Raw genomic sequence first — 15,814 nt, 5'->3', positions numbered from 1 at the left:
TTTTAAAAGTTCTGTCATATTCATCTTTGGGATATTTTCTTAGGCTTACAGCACACAAACATAAGAAAGCAATCTCCTTTATGTCACGCACAGAGGAGATCTATCGTTTATTTATTTCTTTTTGATGGTATTAAGAATGATACCAGCTGTTTCTTCTACGGCTCTGTTGGATACGTCCACCACTTCACAGCCAATCTTATCTACAATCCCTTGGAAAAATTCAAGTTCTTCTTTAATACGGCCAATATTAGCATAAATTGCTTTATCGTTTAGCCCAAGAGACTTTAAACGCTCTTTACGAATATCGTTTAACTTTTCAGGACTAATAGTAAGTCCTATACATTTCTCAGGTGATACGTGAAACAGCTCTTCTGGTGGATCTACCTCAGGTACAATTGGAACATTGGCTACTTTCAAACGCTTGTGTGCTAAAAATTGAGAAAGAGGTGTTTTAGATGTTCTTGATACACCGATTAATACAATATCCGCTCTAAGAATGCCTCTCGGGTCACGCCCATCATCATATTTCACTGCAAATTCAATTGCTTCTACTTTCTTAAAATAATCTTCGTCTAATTTTCTAGCCATTCCAGGCTCATAGCGAGGAGAAAGTTGATAAGAAGATTGAATTTTATCAATTAAAGGTCCAATAATATCAAATACCTCTACCCCGTTCTTGGACGCTTCTTGAATTAAAAATTCTCTCATTTCAGGCTTTACTAGCGTAAAGCCAATAATAGCGTTGTTCATCTTCGCTACTGAAACCACTTCTGAAAGTGTTGCGATGTCCTCTACGTAAGGTACTCTTTTAATTACAAAGTCCGTCATATTGAACTGACTTGATGCAGCCTTTACAACTAGTTCAGCCGTCTCACCTACAGAATCCGAAATGACATAAAGACATGGGTTGTTCATATTTTGTGCATCCCCTTTTTAATCCTTTTTCACTTATAATACTTCATCATTTGCTAATGCTACTAGTAATTTTGTAATATTTGTTTTGGTAATGCGTCCCACCACTTCAAAATTGCCGTCCCCCTCTTTAATAACGGGCATAGCATCAATCTGTTTTTCAATTAAGATCTTAGCAATATCAATTAACAAATCTTCGCGATAGCAATATGTAATGTTGGGCATTCTCGTCATGATAATATGAACAGGAATAGATGTGAGCTCTTGCTTTCCGATACTCGCGCGCAATAAATCTTTACGCGACAGTACTCCCACCAGCTGGGATTTCTCATCCACTACAAAAAGGGTCCCCACGTCTTCTAGAAACATTGTACAAATAGCATCATATACCGACACATTTTCGTTCACAACCACCGGGATAGACTGATATTCTTGCACCTGTATTTTTTTTATTTTATCTGTAAGAAGCTGTGCTCCTGTTTTACCTGTGTAAAAGTAACCTACGCGCGGTCGCGCTTCTAAATAACCAGCCATTGTTAAAATAGCCAAGTCCGGTCTTAGCGTTGCCCGCGTAAGGCTAAGCTGATCTGCAATATGCTCGCCTGTAATAGGGCCTTCGTCTTTGACAATTTGCAAAATTTGTTCTTGTCGTTTGTTCAGTTCGATTGTACTCACCACCTAATCATTAAATGTGACATACTATTTATAAAACATTATATACTTTTTAAGCAAAAGTAAAAGCTATAACTTATTAATTTTAGCATTTTATCTTTTTAGAATGCCGTTTATTTTACCACGGCTTCTCAAAAAAAGCAGGCATTACGCTTATAATAAGTGAAGCTACCTCTTCGCTCCACAGTAAAAAGGGTGTCCTCTACACACTACGAGGCACCCTAGCGACAGCAATTCCTTGCATATCACTGATTATCTTTTCTATTTCTCATCAGAGAGCGATTGTTTTAAAGACTCCATCTGATTCAAAAAACGCTTTGTTTTTAAAAACAATCCTGAATATTCTTCGTAATATTGATCAATTACAAACTTTAATTGTTTTTTTGTTTCAGGCTTAACAGAAATAGAACCTAACCGCTTTAAATCAATATAATAAAATAGCCTTAATAGTTTAACCGTCATCGGACTAATTTTCAAATGATAAGGATCTTTTTCTAAGCATCGATGACAAATAAACCCGCCTTCTCGAATGGAAAAATGAAATGTTCCTTCACCTTGGTGGCAGACTGCACATTCATTTAATGTAGGATGAAGACCTAGAACGTTTAACATTTTCATTTCATAAATAAAAGTTAAGATCTCTGCATCATACTCTTCGTTCATATAATGAATGGTTTGGTGCAGCAGCTCAAAAAGAAATGGATTTGGTTTATTGTTCTCAGTAGCTTTATCCGTTAATTCAAGAATATAAGAAGCATACGCTGTTGTGAAGATATCTTCGCGTATGCTTCTCATAGATGAGATAACTTCTCCTTGATGGAGAGTGCCCATTCCTGAACCTGCTTGTATAAAAAAGTATCCATACGTAAATAATTGTGTGACAGAAGCCAAGCGACTACTAGGCTTTTTTGCCCCTCTTGCCATGAGACCCACTTTTCCGAGTTCACGTGAATAAATGGTGACAATTTTATTTGATTCACCGTAATCATTCGTTCGAATGACAATTCCTTCACACTTTTTAAACAATCATCATCACCGCCATCTTACAGAAGGCTAAGACAAGGGAGAATTGAGACTTTCGCTGTTGTCCTCATATGTTTCGGGTCTTTCTTTCACTTCATTTTCAAGTTCCTTAAAAATGAGATAAGTATCAATGCTACCTGTTTGTGAAAAAATGTTCCAAGTAAAATTCAACATAGAACTCCCACCTTTCTAACCATAAAGATCAGATACATATTTCAATTCCTTATGTTTAGAATAGCCTTCCGACGTAAAATCATGTAACACAATTTTTTACAAATTACCTTCTTTTATGAAGGGATATAAATCAATGCAAACAAGAACTCAAATGATTAATATTCGTCTTCTCTAAATCCAAAGTCACGGAGATGCGACGCTCGGTTTCGCCAATCTTTTTGCACTTTTACCCATAGTTCTAAAAATACTTTTGAACCTAAAAGGGCTTCAATGTCTGCTCTTGCTTTTCTTCCTACCTCTTTTAACATCTTTCCTTGCTTTCCAATTACGATGCCTTTTTGTGAATCTCTTTCGACGATAATTGTAGCGCCCACGTAAACAGCACCATTATCTCGTCTTTGCATAGAATCCATCACAACGGCAATAGAATGAGGTATTTCTTCCCTCGTTGCATGCAGTACTTTTTCACGAATTAATTCCGTAATAATAAAGCGCTCTGGGTGATCAGTTACTTGATCTGCCGGATAATATTGCGGACCTTCCGGCAATCGCTGCTTAATTTGATCAAGCAAACGCTCCACGTTATTTCCTTGTAAAGCTGAAATTGGCACAATTTCAGCAAAAGGATATAAGTCTTTATAATTCGTGATAATTGAAAACAATTCGTCTGGATGAATTTCATCAATTTTATTAATCACAAGGAAAACAGGCGTTTTTGTGTCCTTTAAACGCTCGATAATAAATTCATCGCCTCGACCTAAGCCTTCTGTTGCGTTAATCATAAATAAAATTAAATCTACTTCTTTAAGCGTATTTTGCGCTACCTTCATCATAAAGTCGCCTAATTTATGCTTTGGTTTATGAATTCCTGGTGTATCAATAAACACAATCTGCGCCTGATCTTCCGTGTACACACCCTGAATTTTATTTCTAGTTGTTTGCGGTTTGTCACTCATAATCGCAATCTTTTGACCAATTACTCGGTTCAAAAAAGTTGATTTCCCTACGTTTGGTCTTCCAATAATTGAAACAAAACCTGACTTAAATTCATTATTACTCATGTAAATCCTCCGATGAAAATGCTCCTGGAAGTAATTCTTCCACAGTTAATTCTTGTATGTCATTTTTTAAATTGGTTAATATAACTTTCATTTCTTTTGGACAAAGCTCAGAGATTACTTGTCTGCATGCTCCACACGGAGAAACAGGACGATCAGTATCAGCTACTACAGCAAGTGCTGCATACTCTTTATCACCTTCTGAATAGGCTTTAAATAAAGCCGTACGCTCAGCGCAATTGCACATGCTATAAGCTGCATTTTCAATATTGCAGCCGCGATAAACCTTTCCATCTTTCGTCAATAAAGCTGCACCAACTTTAAATTTTGAATACGGTACATAAGCCATTTCACGAGCTTTTTTCGCCTCATCAATCAGTCCGGTCTTATCCATTTATCCGCTCTCCTTTTGCCCTTCTACATGTCTTTTAACTTGTCCTTTTTTATTATACCACGGGGGTGTAAAGAACCAAAAAGAATCCTTTTTAAAACAAATACTTTAAGAAAATAATTCCTCCTATAAGGACAGCAAAACACGCATAGACCAACACCGCGGCTGCGGCTGCATCTTTTGCGTGTTTTGCTAGTATGTGATATTCAGGAGAAACTAAATCGACAACTTTTTCAACCGCTGTATTCATTAACTCCAAGCTGAACATGCCTGCAATCAGAAGCAGCACAACCACCCATTCACCAGCTGTAATTGACAGCACGGCTCCTAAGAAAAGGACGATGAAAGAAGCTGCTACGTGAATTTGCATATTTCTCTGTGTTTTACAAACATAGATAAACCCTTCTATTGCATAACCAAAGCTACTGACAACTTTAGCTATCCCCTTTTTATCGCGAGAGTCCATATTGTTCTAAAATATCTTTTTGACGTGTAAACATCTCTTTTTCATCTTCTGATGTTTCATGGTCATATCCAAGCAAGTGCAAGAAACCGTGAACCGTTAAGAATCCTAGCTCCCTCATAAACGAGTGATTGTATTCTTCTGCTTGCTCATGAGCTTTTGGAATCGAAATGACAATGTCCCCTAGGACTCTTGGCATCTCATCTCCGATAATTTGCATTTCATCTTCGCCCATTTCTTCTAGCGCAAACGATATTACATCCGTTGGCTGATTTTTATGGCGGTATTGATGATTGATTTCTTGAATTCGATCATTATCCACAAATGTAACGGATACTTCTGCATCCTCTTGCAGATTTTCATATATAGCAGCGGCTTCAAGCAGCTTTTCAAGCTCTTTTTGCTGTTCTTCACTTACTTCGTTTGTTTCATCAATAAAATCAATAACTAAACTCATACCTTCACCTTCTCTTTTTTTATCTCTGGATATTCGATTCGGGAATGAAAAATCCCATTTAAAGTTTCACATAGTGCTTGGCGAATTAACTCTAGCTCTTTGAGCGTTACGTTACACTCGCTAAGCTGCTCGTCCTGCAAGCGATCTTTAATAATATTTCGCACCAAGTTCTCAATTTTTTCCGGAGTCGGATTGGACATTGACCTTACGGCTGCTTCTACACTATCAGCTATGCAAATAACCGCTGCTTCTTTCGACTGAGGCTTTGGTCCAGGATAGCGATATTCTTTTTCATCAATTTTTTCTTCTGTTTGTTCGAGTGCCTTATGATAGAAAAACTTAAGCAGAGTGGTTCCGTGATGCTGCTCTGCAATATCTACAATCTCTTTTGGAAACTTGTGATTCCGCAAAATGGTCGCTCCATCTGTAGCATGTGCGATTATAATATTTTTACTAGTCTTAGGACTTAGTTTATCATGCGGATTAGTAATATTCATTTGATTTTCAATAAAATACTGCGGTCGCTTCGTTTTACCAATATCGTGGTAATAAGCCCCGACTCTCGCTAATAAACCGTTAGCTCCTATCGTTTCGCACGCCGCTTCAGATAAGTTTGCCACCATTACGCTGTGATGGTATGTTCCAGGTGTTTCGGTTAAGATTTTGCGTAATAGCGGATGAGTAGGACTCGATAATTCAATCAGCTTCATCGTAGATAAAATGCCAAATCCACTTTCAAAAAACGGTAGCAAACCTATAGCTAAAACGGAAGCGATAACACCAGATGCAATTGACATCATGCTGTAATAGCCAAGCTCTACAGTGCCGATATGACCATTTTTAATAAAAATAATCGCAAAGCTGATAATTACGTTTACCATAGCCACAAATAGACCTGCCTGCAAAATCCGTGAACGTCTGTGCTGCCTGCTTAAAAATAAAATAGCAGCAATATTGCTAATTAAAAAGTAGATCCCAATGTTCATATTAAACGAGGTTGTTAATTCACCATTAAAAATAATGCTTCCACAAATAGCAAATACAATGCTTGATAAAATAGCAATGCGTTCATCCATTAAAATTCGAATCAGCAAACCTCCCACCGCAACAGGAGCTAAGAAACCAATTTCTGATAAATCAATTTGCTGAAACAAGCTTAAGATTTTCATGAGGCCAATCGTAATGGTTGCTACTAATACATACAACAGCAAGGGCTGATATGTCTTGGTGTGAAATTCACGCAAATAGTAAATGAGGCCCGCTATCATCATTACAATCAGCAAAGCTAACCCCGCAAAAGGCTGAATAGATCCTTTATTATTCAACAATCCCGCGAGCTGGAGCTGACGATATATATCAGGATTAATAAGCTGATTTTCTTCTACGATAATCTGGCCTTGTTTGATTCGGACAGGCTCCACTTTTTCCACAGCTGCTTGACGGTTTTCAGCTGTTTTTTGTGGATCATAAATCACGTTTGGAATGATAGCGAATTTAGCAATTGCATTCATTGAATCCTTTAGAGAATTGCTGACATTGGTGTAAACAAGCTGACTTTCTACTTGATCTTTTTTCTCTTCTACATCGCTAATCTTCACTTGATCTTTCATCACATGATGAACGGCCGTGACTACAGCATCTTTCGCAATCGATAAATCACTGTTAGAAGACTGAAGCAGCTGCTTAATGGTATCCTTTGGCAAGTTTTTTTGAATGTCTTCAGGAAGCTTGTCCTCTAGCATTTTTTGTTTGGTTTTTAATACGGCATCGATACTGTCATCTTCATGATCTTCTTTTTCATATTCTGTATTAACTTCCATCATCGCATCAAAAATAGATGCAACAAGATCGACTTGGTTCTGTGCGTATTCTGTTTTTTGTGTATACACATCTTCAACGGCTTGTTCTGCCTCTGCCCGTTTTTTCTCTGTGCTCTCTTTATCTTCAATGGTAACGGGTGAGTAAATGGTTTGCGGAGAAATAGATAGTAATCTGAGATCTAATTCCTGCGGCTTTACATTGCTATACATAGACGCAAACATCATTACACCTAACAAGGCATATAACCCAATTTGAATTAACCGTAATCGCTCGATCTGTGCCATTGTTTGCTTGATTATCCGAAACGTTGACACAAACGTACCCCCTTTTACAAAAAATAGACCCTATTAAGAAAGGGTCTTTTGGTCAGCTTGTTCGTACGCTTGAACGATGCGTCCCACAAGTGGATGGCGCACAACATCTGACTGTTCTAGATGAACAAACGAAATACCTTTAACATTGGTCAGGATTTTCGAGACAGCCGCTAGACCAGACTGAGCTCCTTTTGGTAAATCAATTTGTGAAATATCTCCTGTAATCACCATTTTAGACCCAAATCCTAGTCGTGTTAAAAACATCTTCATTTGCGCCATCGTGGTGTTTTGCGCTTCGTCTAAGATAACAAACGCATCATCTAGTGTACGACCTCGCATATAAGCAAGAGGTGCTATTTCAATAACTCCGCGTTCGATTAGGCGTTGCGTATGTTCTGTTCCTAATACATCATGTAATGCATCATACAGAGGCCGCAAGTACGGATCTACTTTTTCTTTCAAATCTCCTGGCAAGAAGCCAAGACTTTCACCTGCTTCAACAGCAGGACGTGTTAAAATAATACGCTGCACGTGACCATTTTTAAGAGCATTAACGGCCATGACAACGGCTAAATACGTTTTACCAGTACCAGCAGGCCCAATTCCAAATACCAAATCATTTTTCTTAATAGCCGAAATGTATTGACTTTGTCCTAATGTCTTAACACGAATAGTCTTACCTTTTACATTTTTACCAATCTCTTCTTCATATACATCTTCAAAAAACTCGAGAGAATTTTTCTTAGCTAATTGAATCGCATACACAACATCTCGTTCAGATATGGAAATATTTTTCCGGATAATGTTCAGTAACTTTTTAAGCATTTCTTCCACTAGCTGAACATTTTCTGTACTTCCGGAGACTACAACAGTCTCACCTCTTGATATGATAGAGACCTGCATTTCTTCTTCAATTCGCTTTAAATTCGCATCTTGTACGCCAAATAATGAAATGGCTTCATTTGAATCATCAAGTTGTACGTTAATTGTTACTAGCTGTTCTGACATTCATCAATCTCCTTGAATAATTGGTTGAGTGTTCGCAATATTTTCTATAACTTGGTAATGTATTGATAATCTAACTTTACCATTGTCCTGTTCTTGGTGCAAAACTTTTTCACCTTTTATTTTAGCATCCTCACCTAAAGTTGATAGTAATTTTTTTCGACCGATTTCCAAAGCTTTTTCCACCGCCTCTTGTTTAGAATAGACGCGCTGCGAGTTCTGTTCTTCTCGTACAGCAACTTTCTCATACGACAGAGGTAATTTCCATTTAAAAAAATAGAGTGGATGCTCCACTTTTTCTGTCACCTTTGAGGCGTATTTTTCTTTGTTAAAAGCCCAAAGAGGCATTTTAAAAGCTTGAAAATCTAAATAGTGCTTCGTATATCCATTACCCGTTAATACCTGAAAATCAGTTTTTAAAGGCACTTCCACCTCAGACTTATACCATGTTTCACCGTAGACTTTCCCTTTAGCAGCTACTACTTTTTTATTTTTTTCGTTTCCAATAATACCCGAAACTAGGACCTCGCCTTCGTTGACAAAATCATTAACCTTGACTAAAGGTTGTCCTTTTTCGACAAACAAATTCGTAATAATGGCTTTCTTTTTAGCAATTAAATGTTGGTAAGGTGTTTTTTGCTGAGGCTTGGGCTCATTTTTTTCAACCACTTGGAAGTGATAAGAAGTGCCGCGCACTTCTACTCCCACCCAGGTAATATTGTTCATATTATCTGTTAAATAGCGCTGAATTTTTTCAGGACTTTCTAACAGAAATTGAAACTCTCCTCTTTTTACACCTATTTTGGCAAGCTGCTTAGTCATTTGATGTTCCGTTTGTGGTTCTGCACCGCTAATTTCCACTTTCCACACCATGTTGGAAAGCAAACCAAGAATAATAAAAAAAGAAAGAAAACCTAAAGCAAATCCACTATTTTTGATCACTCGTTTTGTTAAAAAAGGAAAACCTCTGCCTCTTATAAAATAAATTTTACAATCTGCGTTGCGAATTAGTATACGAATTTTTTTTACATCTTTCAATAATATCGTTGCTGTCGCTAGCTGACCGTCAACTTTATGGACATTCGAAATCATAATCTGTTGTCTCACACAATTATTTAAAAAACGTTCAATTCCTTTTCCAACAATTCGAATACGTACGGTACCAATAACAAAGTTTGTCCATCCATTCTTCATTTTTTTCCTCCTTGTGTTATTGTTCTAAATAAAGAACTTGATTGATTTTACCTTCTAAAACCAGTTCTTCTGGCAGTATTACTTTAATGACCAGTCCTTCACCTCGAATTAACATTTGTCCCTGTTTTAGTAACACGCGTATTTCAGTATCAGAAAAGGCTAATAAACCTTTATGATTTTCAATATAAATGTGTATTTGTCCAACTAACGTAATACGGGGAAGATCCATTAATACATCAGCGGGTAGTTCCATTGTTTTTGTCATCCATCTTTTCATTTGGTGTCTCCACTTTTTGCTCATAAAAAGAACCCCCTTTCATCTCATGTTTATGAGAAAGGGGGTTAATGTATCACATCTATTTATCGTTTATATTTACGTTGTTTCGATTTTGGCGGCCCTAGAATTTCGGACCATATCACTCCTTGAACAGCTTCTTTACGAGAAATGGGCTTAAAAACGTTTTTCTCACCCGTGATTTTTGGTTTGTCAACTGTGATTTTCTTTTGAATAGATGGTTCATGATACGGACGATTTTTTAGCTCTTCCAATTTTTCTTGCAAAGGATTTGTTTCTGCTGAAGAAACAGTTTCCGGCTCCATACGAGCTGTTTTTGGCTCTTCTTTGACAGGTCGATATCTAGGTCTTTCCCGCCTTGAAGGATTGTTTACAGGAGGCATAGGAGCTCTTTTAGAACGCTGCTGTTCTTCCTCTTTTGACTGAGCCATAAAACGCTGCACAACGTTAAAAATAATTCCTCCAATGATGACAAAAATGAAAGCATTATTAATAATTAGTTTAATAAGCGTTTCAACGATATTCATTAGGAGAAAACCTCCTTGTTAAGCTGATTCATTATTTCTCATCGTCTTCTTTAGACATTTTCCCGATTGAATCACGCATATCCGTATCAGCAGTCAAGTTTTGAATATTCATATAATCCATGACGCCAATATTGCCAGAGCGCAGTGCTTCTGCCATCGCTAACGGTACTTCTGCTTCTGCTTCTACTACTTTTGCACGCATTTCTTCTACTTTTGCACGCATTTCTTGTTCTTGAGCAACGGCCATAGCACGACGTTCTTCGGCTTTTGCTTGTGCAATATTTTTATCTGCTTCCGCTTGGTCTGTTTGAAGAACTGCCCCAATATTTTTACCAATATCGATGTCAGCAATATCAATGGATAAGATTTCAAACGCTGTTCCTGAATCCAGTCCTTTTCCTAACACCGTTTGAGAAATCATATCGGGATTTTCCAATACTTTTTTGTGATCTTTTTGCGAACCGATTGTAGAAACAATCCCCTCGCCAACACGGGCAATAATCGTTTCTTCTCCAGCTCCCCCTACTAGTCGATCAATGTTTGCACGAACAGTAATTCGAGCTTTTGCTTTGACTTCGATTCCATCCATAGCCACCCCTGCAATAAAAGGTGTTTCAATAACTTTTGGATTAACGCTCATTTGTACAGCTTCTAGCACATCACGGCCCGCTAAGTCGATAGCTGCTCCGCGCTCAAATGTTAACTCAATATTTGCTCGGTGCGCTGCAATCAGCGCATTTACCACACGGTCAACGTTACCGCCTGCTAAATAGTGGCTTTCTAATTGATTAATGGTAATACCTAAACCTGCTTTACTTGCTTTAATTAACGGGTTCACAACGCGAGATGGTATCACTCGACGAAGTCTCATTCCGACCAGTGTGAAAATACTAATACGAACACCTGCTGCTAATGCTGAAATCCATAGCATAATCGGTACAAAAGTGAAAAAAACAGCTAAAGCAACAATTGCTAGACCAATAACTACAAAAAACAATACGCTACCTACTTCCATTAATTAAGGTCCTCCTTTTTCAAAGGCTCTGTAAGCTTCCGCACCACAACCCTTGATCCCTCTACTTTTATAATATTTACTAACACATCTTTGTCTAAATATCCGCCTTCAGTGACTACATCCACATACTCTTCATCGATGAGCACGGTACCTGAAGGACGAAGAGGTGTTGTTGTTTTACCTTGTTTTCCTATTAATTCATAACGATTTTGATTCGACACGTAGCCAGATTCAGTATTAAGTGAATCATTAAGCACCATTTTTTTGAAAGGTGTAAGCTTCCTTTTAAAAAATTTCATCATCACCAACGCACCTCCCAGTGCCACCACTATTGCAATTACAAGAGAAATTCCCATTTCGACATTATTATCTGTTGACATAAAAAAACTTAAAATGATAGCTCCAAGTCCTAGTAGTCCTAAAACTCCGCCTGGTACTACAATCTCTAACAGAAGCAATATAATTCCTGCTATAAATAAAACGAGCGCTTCCATGCCAGCTAATCCTGCTACCATATGACCATAGAAAAATAAAAGAAGTGAAGCTATTCCAATAGAGCCCGCAATACCAAATGAAGGCGTAAACAATTCAATTACAATTCCTAAAGCACCAATGGATAATAAAATGGGAACAACAAGCGGATGGGTAAGAAAACGAGCAATTTGTTCACTTACACTCATTTTCGCATACGTCAGTTTAGCATCTTCATAGCCAAATACGCTTAGGAGACCGTCTAAATTTTTTACAGTCCCTTCTGAATAACCAACTTGCTCGGCTTGCTTCGGAGTGAGCGTCAGCAATTCATTTCCTTTTAAGTTGAGCTCAGGTATTACCATCTTGGTATTTGCCATCGCTTCTGCATATTTAGGGTTTCGGTTATTTTGTTCTGCTGCGCTCTTCATAGCCGATAACCAGTAGGACTGAGCTTTTTTTCCTGCGGCATTTCCCTGTTGGTCAATCACTGCTGCCGATCCCATTGTAGAACCGGGTGTCATATAAATTTGATCGGCGTTAAGTGCAATATACGCTCCGGCTGATAATGCTTTTTTATCGACAAAAGCAGCGGTAGGAATAGGTGTTGAGGTTAAGCTTTTAGCTATTTCAGAAGCTGCATCTACAGCTCCTCCAGGAGTATCTATGTCCAATATAATCAAATCTGCACCGTCATTTTCCGCATCTTTAATGGATCTGTTTAGAAAAGAAAGCAGTCCATTTTCTACCGTTTTATTTACAGGAATAACGTGTACACGCTTCACGTCAGCGGTGCTAATAGTGGGGAATAACCCAGTGGCTAAGATAAGAAAGCACACGAAAGAAAATAAGGTTTTCACCGAATACACTTCCCTCCTTCCATAGATAGTATGAGCATGTATCTGTATATACGAATAACTTTAACAATAGTTTCAAATTTTTTAAAATTTATCTATTTTATTCTTTGCACAAGAAAAATAAAACATACGTTCGATTATTATCCATATAAAAAACACCTTACACAAGGTAAGGTGTTTTTTATGATAAGTGTTGAAGGACAAGCTTATTAACAAGAGAGCCATCCGCTTTGCCTTTTACTTTCGGCATAAGCGCTCCCATAACTTTCCCCATATCAGCTTTAGAGGAAGACTGCGTTTCTTCAATCGTCGTTTTAATAATTTCAGATAACTCTTCTTCAGTTAGCTGTTTAGGAGCGTAAACTTCTAAAACCGCTAATTCAGAATGAATTTTATCAACAAGATCTTGACGACCTGCTTTCTCAAATTCATGGAGGGAGTCTTTACGTTGTTTGAATTCGCGAGAAATAACCGTCAACTCGTCTGCTTCAGTTAGGTCGGTTCCTAACTTAATGGCTTCGTTTTGAAGAGATGCTTTGACCATACGAATGACCCCAAGCTTCTCTTTCTCTTTGTTTTTCATCGCTTGTTTCATATCACTATTTAAACGCTCGAGAAGACTCATAAATCCACCCTCTTATTAGAACTTGCGTTTTCTAGCAGCTTCAGATTTCTTCTTACGCTTTACGCTAGGCTTTTCATAGAATTCGCGCTTTCTTGCTTCTTGTAACGTACCAGTTTTTGAAACTGAACGTTTGAAGCGACGAAGAGCATCTTCAAGCGATTCGTTTTTACGAACAACTGTTCTTGACATTCTAATTCCCTCCCTCCGAACAAAACCACTAACATCATAATGAAATGACATGTTAGACATGTCTTTTGCAATTATAATATAATGATTCCTTAAGGTCAACCGCTTTACATAAAGTAATGCAGTTATTCCCCCTTTATTTTATGAACTTTCTTGATAAAACATTACTCGTTCAGCTTTTTTACACGTATGAAAAAAGCTGCGTATACACGCAGCTTTCCAATAAGTGTTATGAGCTCATTTTCACCTGATCTTGAAGATGAACCTCATCTAGCACGCGAACAAACTCACCTTCATTATAAGGATATCCAGCTTTTGAAATTTTCACTTTTACAAGCTTTCCAACCATTTCTTCAGACGCTTTAAACACAACCTTTAAGTAGTTATCAGTATATCCTACATATAAACCACTTTCAGGATCTTCTTTATATTTTTCTTCCGGAATTACTTCTAGTACTTCTCCTTCAAACGTTGAAGCATATTCTTTTGCCAATTGATTCGAAAGTTCGATTAAACGATGCACACGTTGATTTTTTACTTCTTCATCAATTTGGTCGGTCATACGAGCCGCTGGCGTACCTGTACGTTTAGAATACGGGAATACATGAAGCTCTGAAAAACCGTGCTCTTTAATAAAGTTATACGTCTCCATAAACTCTTCTTCTGTTTCACCTGGGAAGCCAACAATAACATCTGATGTAATCGCTAATCCAGGAAGAGCTTCTTTCAGACGGTTTAAGCGCTCACCAAAGAACTCCATTGTATACTTACGACGCATGCGCTTCAATACCGTATTTGAACCTGATTGAAGAGGAATATGCAAATGACGTACAACCATTTCTGATTGATCTAGTACCTCAATCACTTCGTCCGTAATTTGACTTGCTTCAATTGACGAAATACGAATGCGTTTTAATCCTTTTACTTGAGACTCTAAATCACGAAGAAGCTGGGCAAGATTGTAATCTTTCATGTCTTCTCCGTATCCGCCAGTGTGAATACCTGTTAACACGATTTCTTTATAGCCCGCATCCACTAGCTGCTGTGCTTGTGCTACTACTTCTTTAGGATCACGAGATCGCATTAAACCGCGCGCCCATGGAATAATACAGAATGTACAGAAGTTGTTACAGCCTTCTTGAATCTTTAACGAAGCACGCGTACGGTCTGTAAAAGCCGGTACATCTAGCTCTTCATATACGCGTGTTTTCATAATGTTTCCTACGCCGTTAATCGGCTGACGCTCTTTTTTAAATTGTTCAATATAATCAAGCATCTTAACGCGGTCTTGTGTACCTACTACGATATCAACACCAGGAATGGCCATAATTTCAGCTGGCGAAGTTTGAGCATAACACCCAGTTACACAAATAACCGCATCTGGATTTTTCCGCACAGCTCTACGAATAACTTGACGGCTTTTTTTATCTCCTGTATTTGTTACCGTACATGTATTAATTACATATACATCGGCAGTTTGTTCATATTCAACACGCTCATAGCCTTGGCCTTTGAACAATTGCCAAATTGCTTCTGTTTCATAGTGATTTACTTTACACCCTAGCGTGTGAAAAGCAACTGTTGACATAATCGTCACCTCATTAACTCAGTTTGATAAGATATAGCAGACAGCGCATATAAAGGAGCTGTTTCTGCTCGTAAAATCCGCGGACCAAATCCGCTTATTGTAAATTCATTTTCTTCTAATACTTCTACTTCCTGCTCGGTCAAACCACCCTCGGGGCCTACAACCACAAGCACGGAATGGCCCGGTTTTAAAGCCGAAAGAACAGCGTGCAGATGAGATGTTTCTCCTTGCTTTGCTCTTTCTTCATAGGCTACAACTTTATGAGTATAGTCACCGCTAATTTCTACTAGCTTTTTAAAAGAAATTGGGGCTTCTACTGCTGGTACAATCGTACGATGAGATTGTTCTGCAGCCTCTTTAGCAATCTTGTTCCAGCGATCTACTTTTTTTTGACTCTTTTTATCATCCCATTTAACAACTGAACGAGCCGCAATAAAAGGGATAAACTTATACGCCCCAAGTTCTGTCCCTTTTTGGATAATAAGCTCGAGCTTATCCCCTTTAGGCAGACCGTTCACAATTGTAACATGGACTGGAAGCTCTTTTTCTTCGCTTATCCATTCTATAATAGATGCTTTCACTTCGTTAGCGGAAATATTTTCAATTTCACACAAAGCAGCTTGCCCCTGTTCATTACAGGCAATAAACTGTGGTCCTTCATTCATTCTCATGACGCGTGAGATATGATGGGCATCATCCTGTGTCACTATGACACTTTGCTCTTGAAATTGATCATTTGGCAGAAAATAACGTTGCATCTTGACAC

The 15,814-nt window shown here is 38.0% G+C and carries 19 protein-coding genes; all 19 read right to left on the bottom strand.

The features are described 5' to 3' along the window. Positions 1-111 precede the first annotated feature (111 nt). On the bottom strand, positions 112-915 hold the full coding sequence (locus AC0KUU_RS01790; RefSeq protein WP_013059222.1) for a pyruvate, water dikinase regulatory protein: 804 nt from the start codon (positions 913-915) through the stop codon (positions 112-114). Between the two features lie 33 nt (positions 916-948). Then, a complete protein-coding gene (locus AC0KUU_RS01785) occupies positions 949-1,587 on the bottom strand; it encodes a helix-turn-helix transcriptional regulator (protein ID WP_025750542.1) in 639 nt (212 codons plus the stop codon). 258 nt (positions 1,588-1,845) lie between these two features. Further along, on the bottom strand, positions 1,846-2,610 hold the full coding sequence (gene recO, locus AC0KUU_RS01780) for a DNA repair protein RecO (protein WP_013059224.1): 765 nt from the start codon (positions 2,608-2,610) through the stop codon (positions 1,846-1,848). 27 nt (positions 2,611-2,637) lie between these two features. After that, positions 2,638-2,781, bottom strand: a complete 144-nt coding sequence (locus AC0KUU_RS01775; protein ID WP_014458193.1) for a YqzL family protein — start codon at positions 2,779-2,781, stop codon at positions 2,638-2,640. A gap of 155 nt (positions 2,782-2,936) precedes the next feature. Further along, on the bottom strand, positions 2,937-3,842 hold the full coding sequence (gene era, locus AC0KUU_RS01770; RefSeq protein ID WP_013059225.1) for a GTPase Era: 906 nt from the start codon (positions 3,840-3,842) through the stop codon (positions 2,937-2,939). Continuing rightward, positions 3,835-4,233, bottom strand: a complete 399-nt coding sequence (locus AC0KUU_RS01765) for a cytidine deaminase (protein WP_013059226.1) — start codon at positions 4,231-4,233, stop codon at positions 3,835-3,837. Before AC0KUU_RS01765 ends, era begins: the two co-directional genes overlap by 8 nt. A gap of 91 nt (positions 4,234-4,324) precedes the next feature. Continuing rightward, positions 4,325-4,696, bottom strand: a complete 372-nt coding sequence (locus AC0KUU_RS01760; protein ID WP_043976196.1) for a diacylglycerol kinase family protein — start codon at positions 4,694-4,696, stop codon at positions 4,325-4,327. Further along, the gene (ybeY, locus tag AC0KUU_RS01755; RefSeq protein ID WP_025750544.1) at positions 4,680-5,150 is read right to left on the bottom strand and encodes an rRNA maturation RNase YbeY; all 471 of its coding nucleotides are present in this window, start codon (positions 5,148-5,150) and stop codon (positions 4,680-4,682) included. Before ybeY ends, AC0KUU_RS01760 begins: the two co-directional genes overlap by 17 nt. Continuing rightward, a complete protein-coding gene (locus AC0KUU_RS01750; protein ID WP_043976703.1) occupies positions 5,147-7,255 on the bottom strand; it encodes an HD family phosphohydrolase in 2,109 nt (702 codons plus the stop codon). The genes ybeY and AC0KUU_RS01750 overlap by 4 nt, the downstream gene beginning before the upstream one ends. A gap of 63 nt (positions 7,256-7,318) precedes the next feature. Then, complete coding sequence (locus AC0KUU_RS01745) at positions 7,319-8,293, bottom strand: PhoH family protein (protein ID WP_043976192.1); 975 nt, start codon at positions 8,291-8,293, stop codon at positions 7,319-7,321. A 3-nt stretch (positions 8,294-8,296) separates the two neighbouring features. Then, the gene (yqfD, locus tag AC0KUU_RS01740; protein ID WP_016765592.1) at positions 8,297-9,484 is read right to left on the bottom strand and encodes a sporulation protein YqfD; all 1,188 of its coding nucleotides are present in this window, start codon (positions 9,482-9,484) and stop codon (positions 8,297-8,299) included. A 16-nt stretch (positions 9,485-9,500) separates the two neighbouring features. Next, positions 9,501-9,785: a sporulation protein YqfC gene (gene yqfC / locus AC0KUU_RS01735; protein WP_013059232.1), complete on the bottom strand. Its 285-nt coding sequence runs from the start codon at positions 9,783-9,785 to the stop codon at positions 9,501-9,503. A 59-nt stretch (positions 9,786-9,844) separates the two neighbouring features. Continuing rightward, complete coding sequence (locus AC0KUU_RS01730) at positions 9,845-10,306, bottom strand: hypothetical protein (protein ID WP_043976190.1); 462 nt, start codon at positions 10,304-10,306, stop codon at positions 9,845-9,847. Between the two features lie 31 nt (positions 10,307-10,337). Next, positions 10,338-11,321, bottom strand: coding sequence for a flotillin-like protein FloA (floA, locus tag AC0KUU_RS01725; protein WP_237074124.1), 984 nt, complete (start codon positions 11,319-11,321; stop codon positions 10,338-10,340). Further along, positions 11,321-12,652 carry an NfeD family protein gene (locus AC0KUU_RS01720; RefSeq protein WP_162214976.1) on the bottom strand — a complete coding sequence of 444 codons (1,332 nt, stop codon included), beginning with the start codon at positions 12,650-12,652 and terminating at the stop codon, positions 11,321-11,323. Before AC0KUU_RS01720 ends, floA begins: the two co-directional genes overlap by 1 nt. 178 nt (positions 12,653-12,830) lie before the next feature. Beyond that, positions 12,831-13,274 carry a GatB/YqeY domain-containing protein gene (locus tag AC0KUU_RS01715; RefSeq protein WP_013059236.1) on the bottom strand — a complete coding sequence of 148 codons (444 nt, stop codon included), beginning with the start codon at positions 13,272-13,274 and terminating at the stop codon, positions 12,831-12,833. A gap of 15 nt (positions 13,275-13,289) precedes the next feature. Then, a complete protein-coding gene (gene rpsU / locus AC0KUU_RS01710) occupies positions 13,290-13,463 on the bottom strand; it encodes a 30S ribosomal protein S21 (RefSeq protein WP_013059237.1) in 174 nt (57 codons plus the stop codon). Positions 13,464-13,689: 226 nt separating this feature from the next. Continuing rightward, positions 13,690-15,048: a tRNA (N(6)-L-threonylcarbamoyladenosine(37)-C(2))-methylthiotransferase MtaB gene (gene mtaB, locus AC0KUU_RS01705; RefSeq protein ID WP_025750549.1), complete on the bottom strand. Its 1,359-nt coding sequence runs from the start codon at positions 15,046-15,048 to the stop codon at positions 13,690-13,692. A 5-nt stretch (positions 15,049-15,053) separates the two neighbouring features. Further along, on the bottom strand, positions 15,054-15,806 hold the full coding sequence (locus tag AC0KUU_RS01700) for a 16S rRNA (uracil(1498)-N(3))-methyltransferase (RefSeq protein ID WP_473451237.1): 753 nt from the start codon (positions 15,804-15,806) through the stop codon (positions 15,054-15,056). Positions 15,807-15,814: the final 8 nt, after the last annotated feature.

This window comes from Priestia sp. ST2 (assembly GCF_055810735.1).
The sequence above is the reverse complement of the archived record's forward strand: the minus strand, read 5'-3'. Positions and strand labels throughout refer to the sequence as shown.

Excerpts from the sequence above, each read along its gene's own strand:
- AC0KUU_RS01715 (WP_013059236.1), bottom strand. The coding sequence starts at position 13,274 with ATGAGTCTTCTCGAGCGTTTAAATAGTGATATGAAACAAGCGATGAAA.
- yqfD (WP_016765592.1), bottom strand. The coding sequence starts at position 9,484 with ATGAAGAATGGATGGACAAACTTTGTTATTGGTACCGTACGTATTCGA.
- mtaB (WP_025750549.1), bottom strand. The coding sequence starts at position 15,048 with ATGTCAACAGTTGCTTTTCACACGCTAGGGTGTAAAGTAAATCACTAT.
- AC0KUU_RS01730 (WP_043976190.1), bottom strand. The coding sequence starts at position 10,306 with ATGAATATCGTTGAAACGCTTATTAAACTAATTATTAATAATGCTTTC.
- AC0KUU_RS01750 (WP_043976703.1), bottom strand. The coding sequence starts at position 7,255 with ATGGCACAGATCGAGCGATTACGGTTAATTCAAATTGGGTTATATGCC.
- AC0KUU_RS01700 (WP_473451237.1), bottom strand. The coding sequence starts at position 15,806 with ATGCAACGTTATTTTCTGCCAAATGATCAATTTCAAGAGCAAAGTGTC.
- floA (WP_237074124.1), bottom strand. The coding sequence starts at position 11,321 with ATGGAAGTAGGTAGCGTATTGTTTTTTGTAGTTATTGGTCTAGCAATT.
- AC0KUU_RS01765 (WP_013059226.1), bottom strand. The coding sequence starts at position 4,233 with ATGGATAAGACCGGACTGATTGATGAGGCGAAAAAAGCTCGTGAAATG.
- AC0KUU_RS01745 (WP_043976192.1), bottom strand. The coding sequence starts at position 8,293 with ATGTCAGAACAGCTAGTAACAATTAACGTACAACTTGATGATTCAAAT.
- ybeY (WP_025750544.1), bottom strand. The coding sequence starts at position 5,150 with ATGAGTTTAGTTATTGATTTTATTGATGAAACAAACGAAGTAAGTGAA.
- AC0KUU_RS01790 (WP_013059222.1), bottom strand. The coding sequence starts at position 915 with ATGAACAACCCATGTCTTTATGTCATTTCGGATTCTGTAGGTGAGACG.
- era (WP_013059225.1), bottom strand. The coding sequence starts at position 3,842 with ATGAGTAATAATGAATTTAAGTCAGGTTTTGTTTCAATTATTGGAAGA.
- yqfC (WP_013059232.1), bottom strand. The coding sequence starts at position 9,785 with ATGAGCAAAAAGTGGAGACACCAAATGAAAAGATGGATGACAAAAACA.
- AC0KUU_RS01775 (WP_014458193.1), bottom strand. The coding sequence starts at position 2,781 with ATGTTGAATTTTACTTGGAACATTTTTTCACAAACAGGTAGCATTGAT.
- rpsU (WP_013059237.1), bottom strand. The coding sequence starts at position 13,463 with ATGTCAAGAACAGTTGTTCGTAAAAACGAATCGCTTGAAGATGCTCTT.
- AC0KUU_RS01760 (WP_043976196.1), bottom strand. The coding sequence starts at position 4,696 with ATGGACTCTCGCGATAAAAAGGGGATAGCTAAAGTTGTCAGTAGCTTT.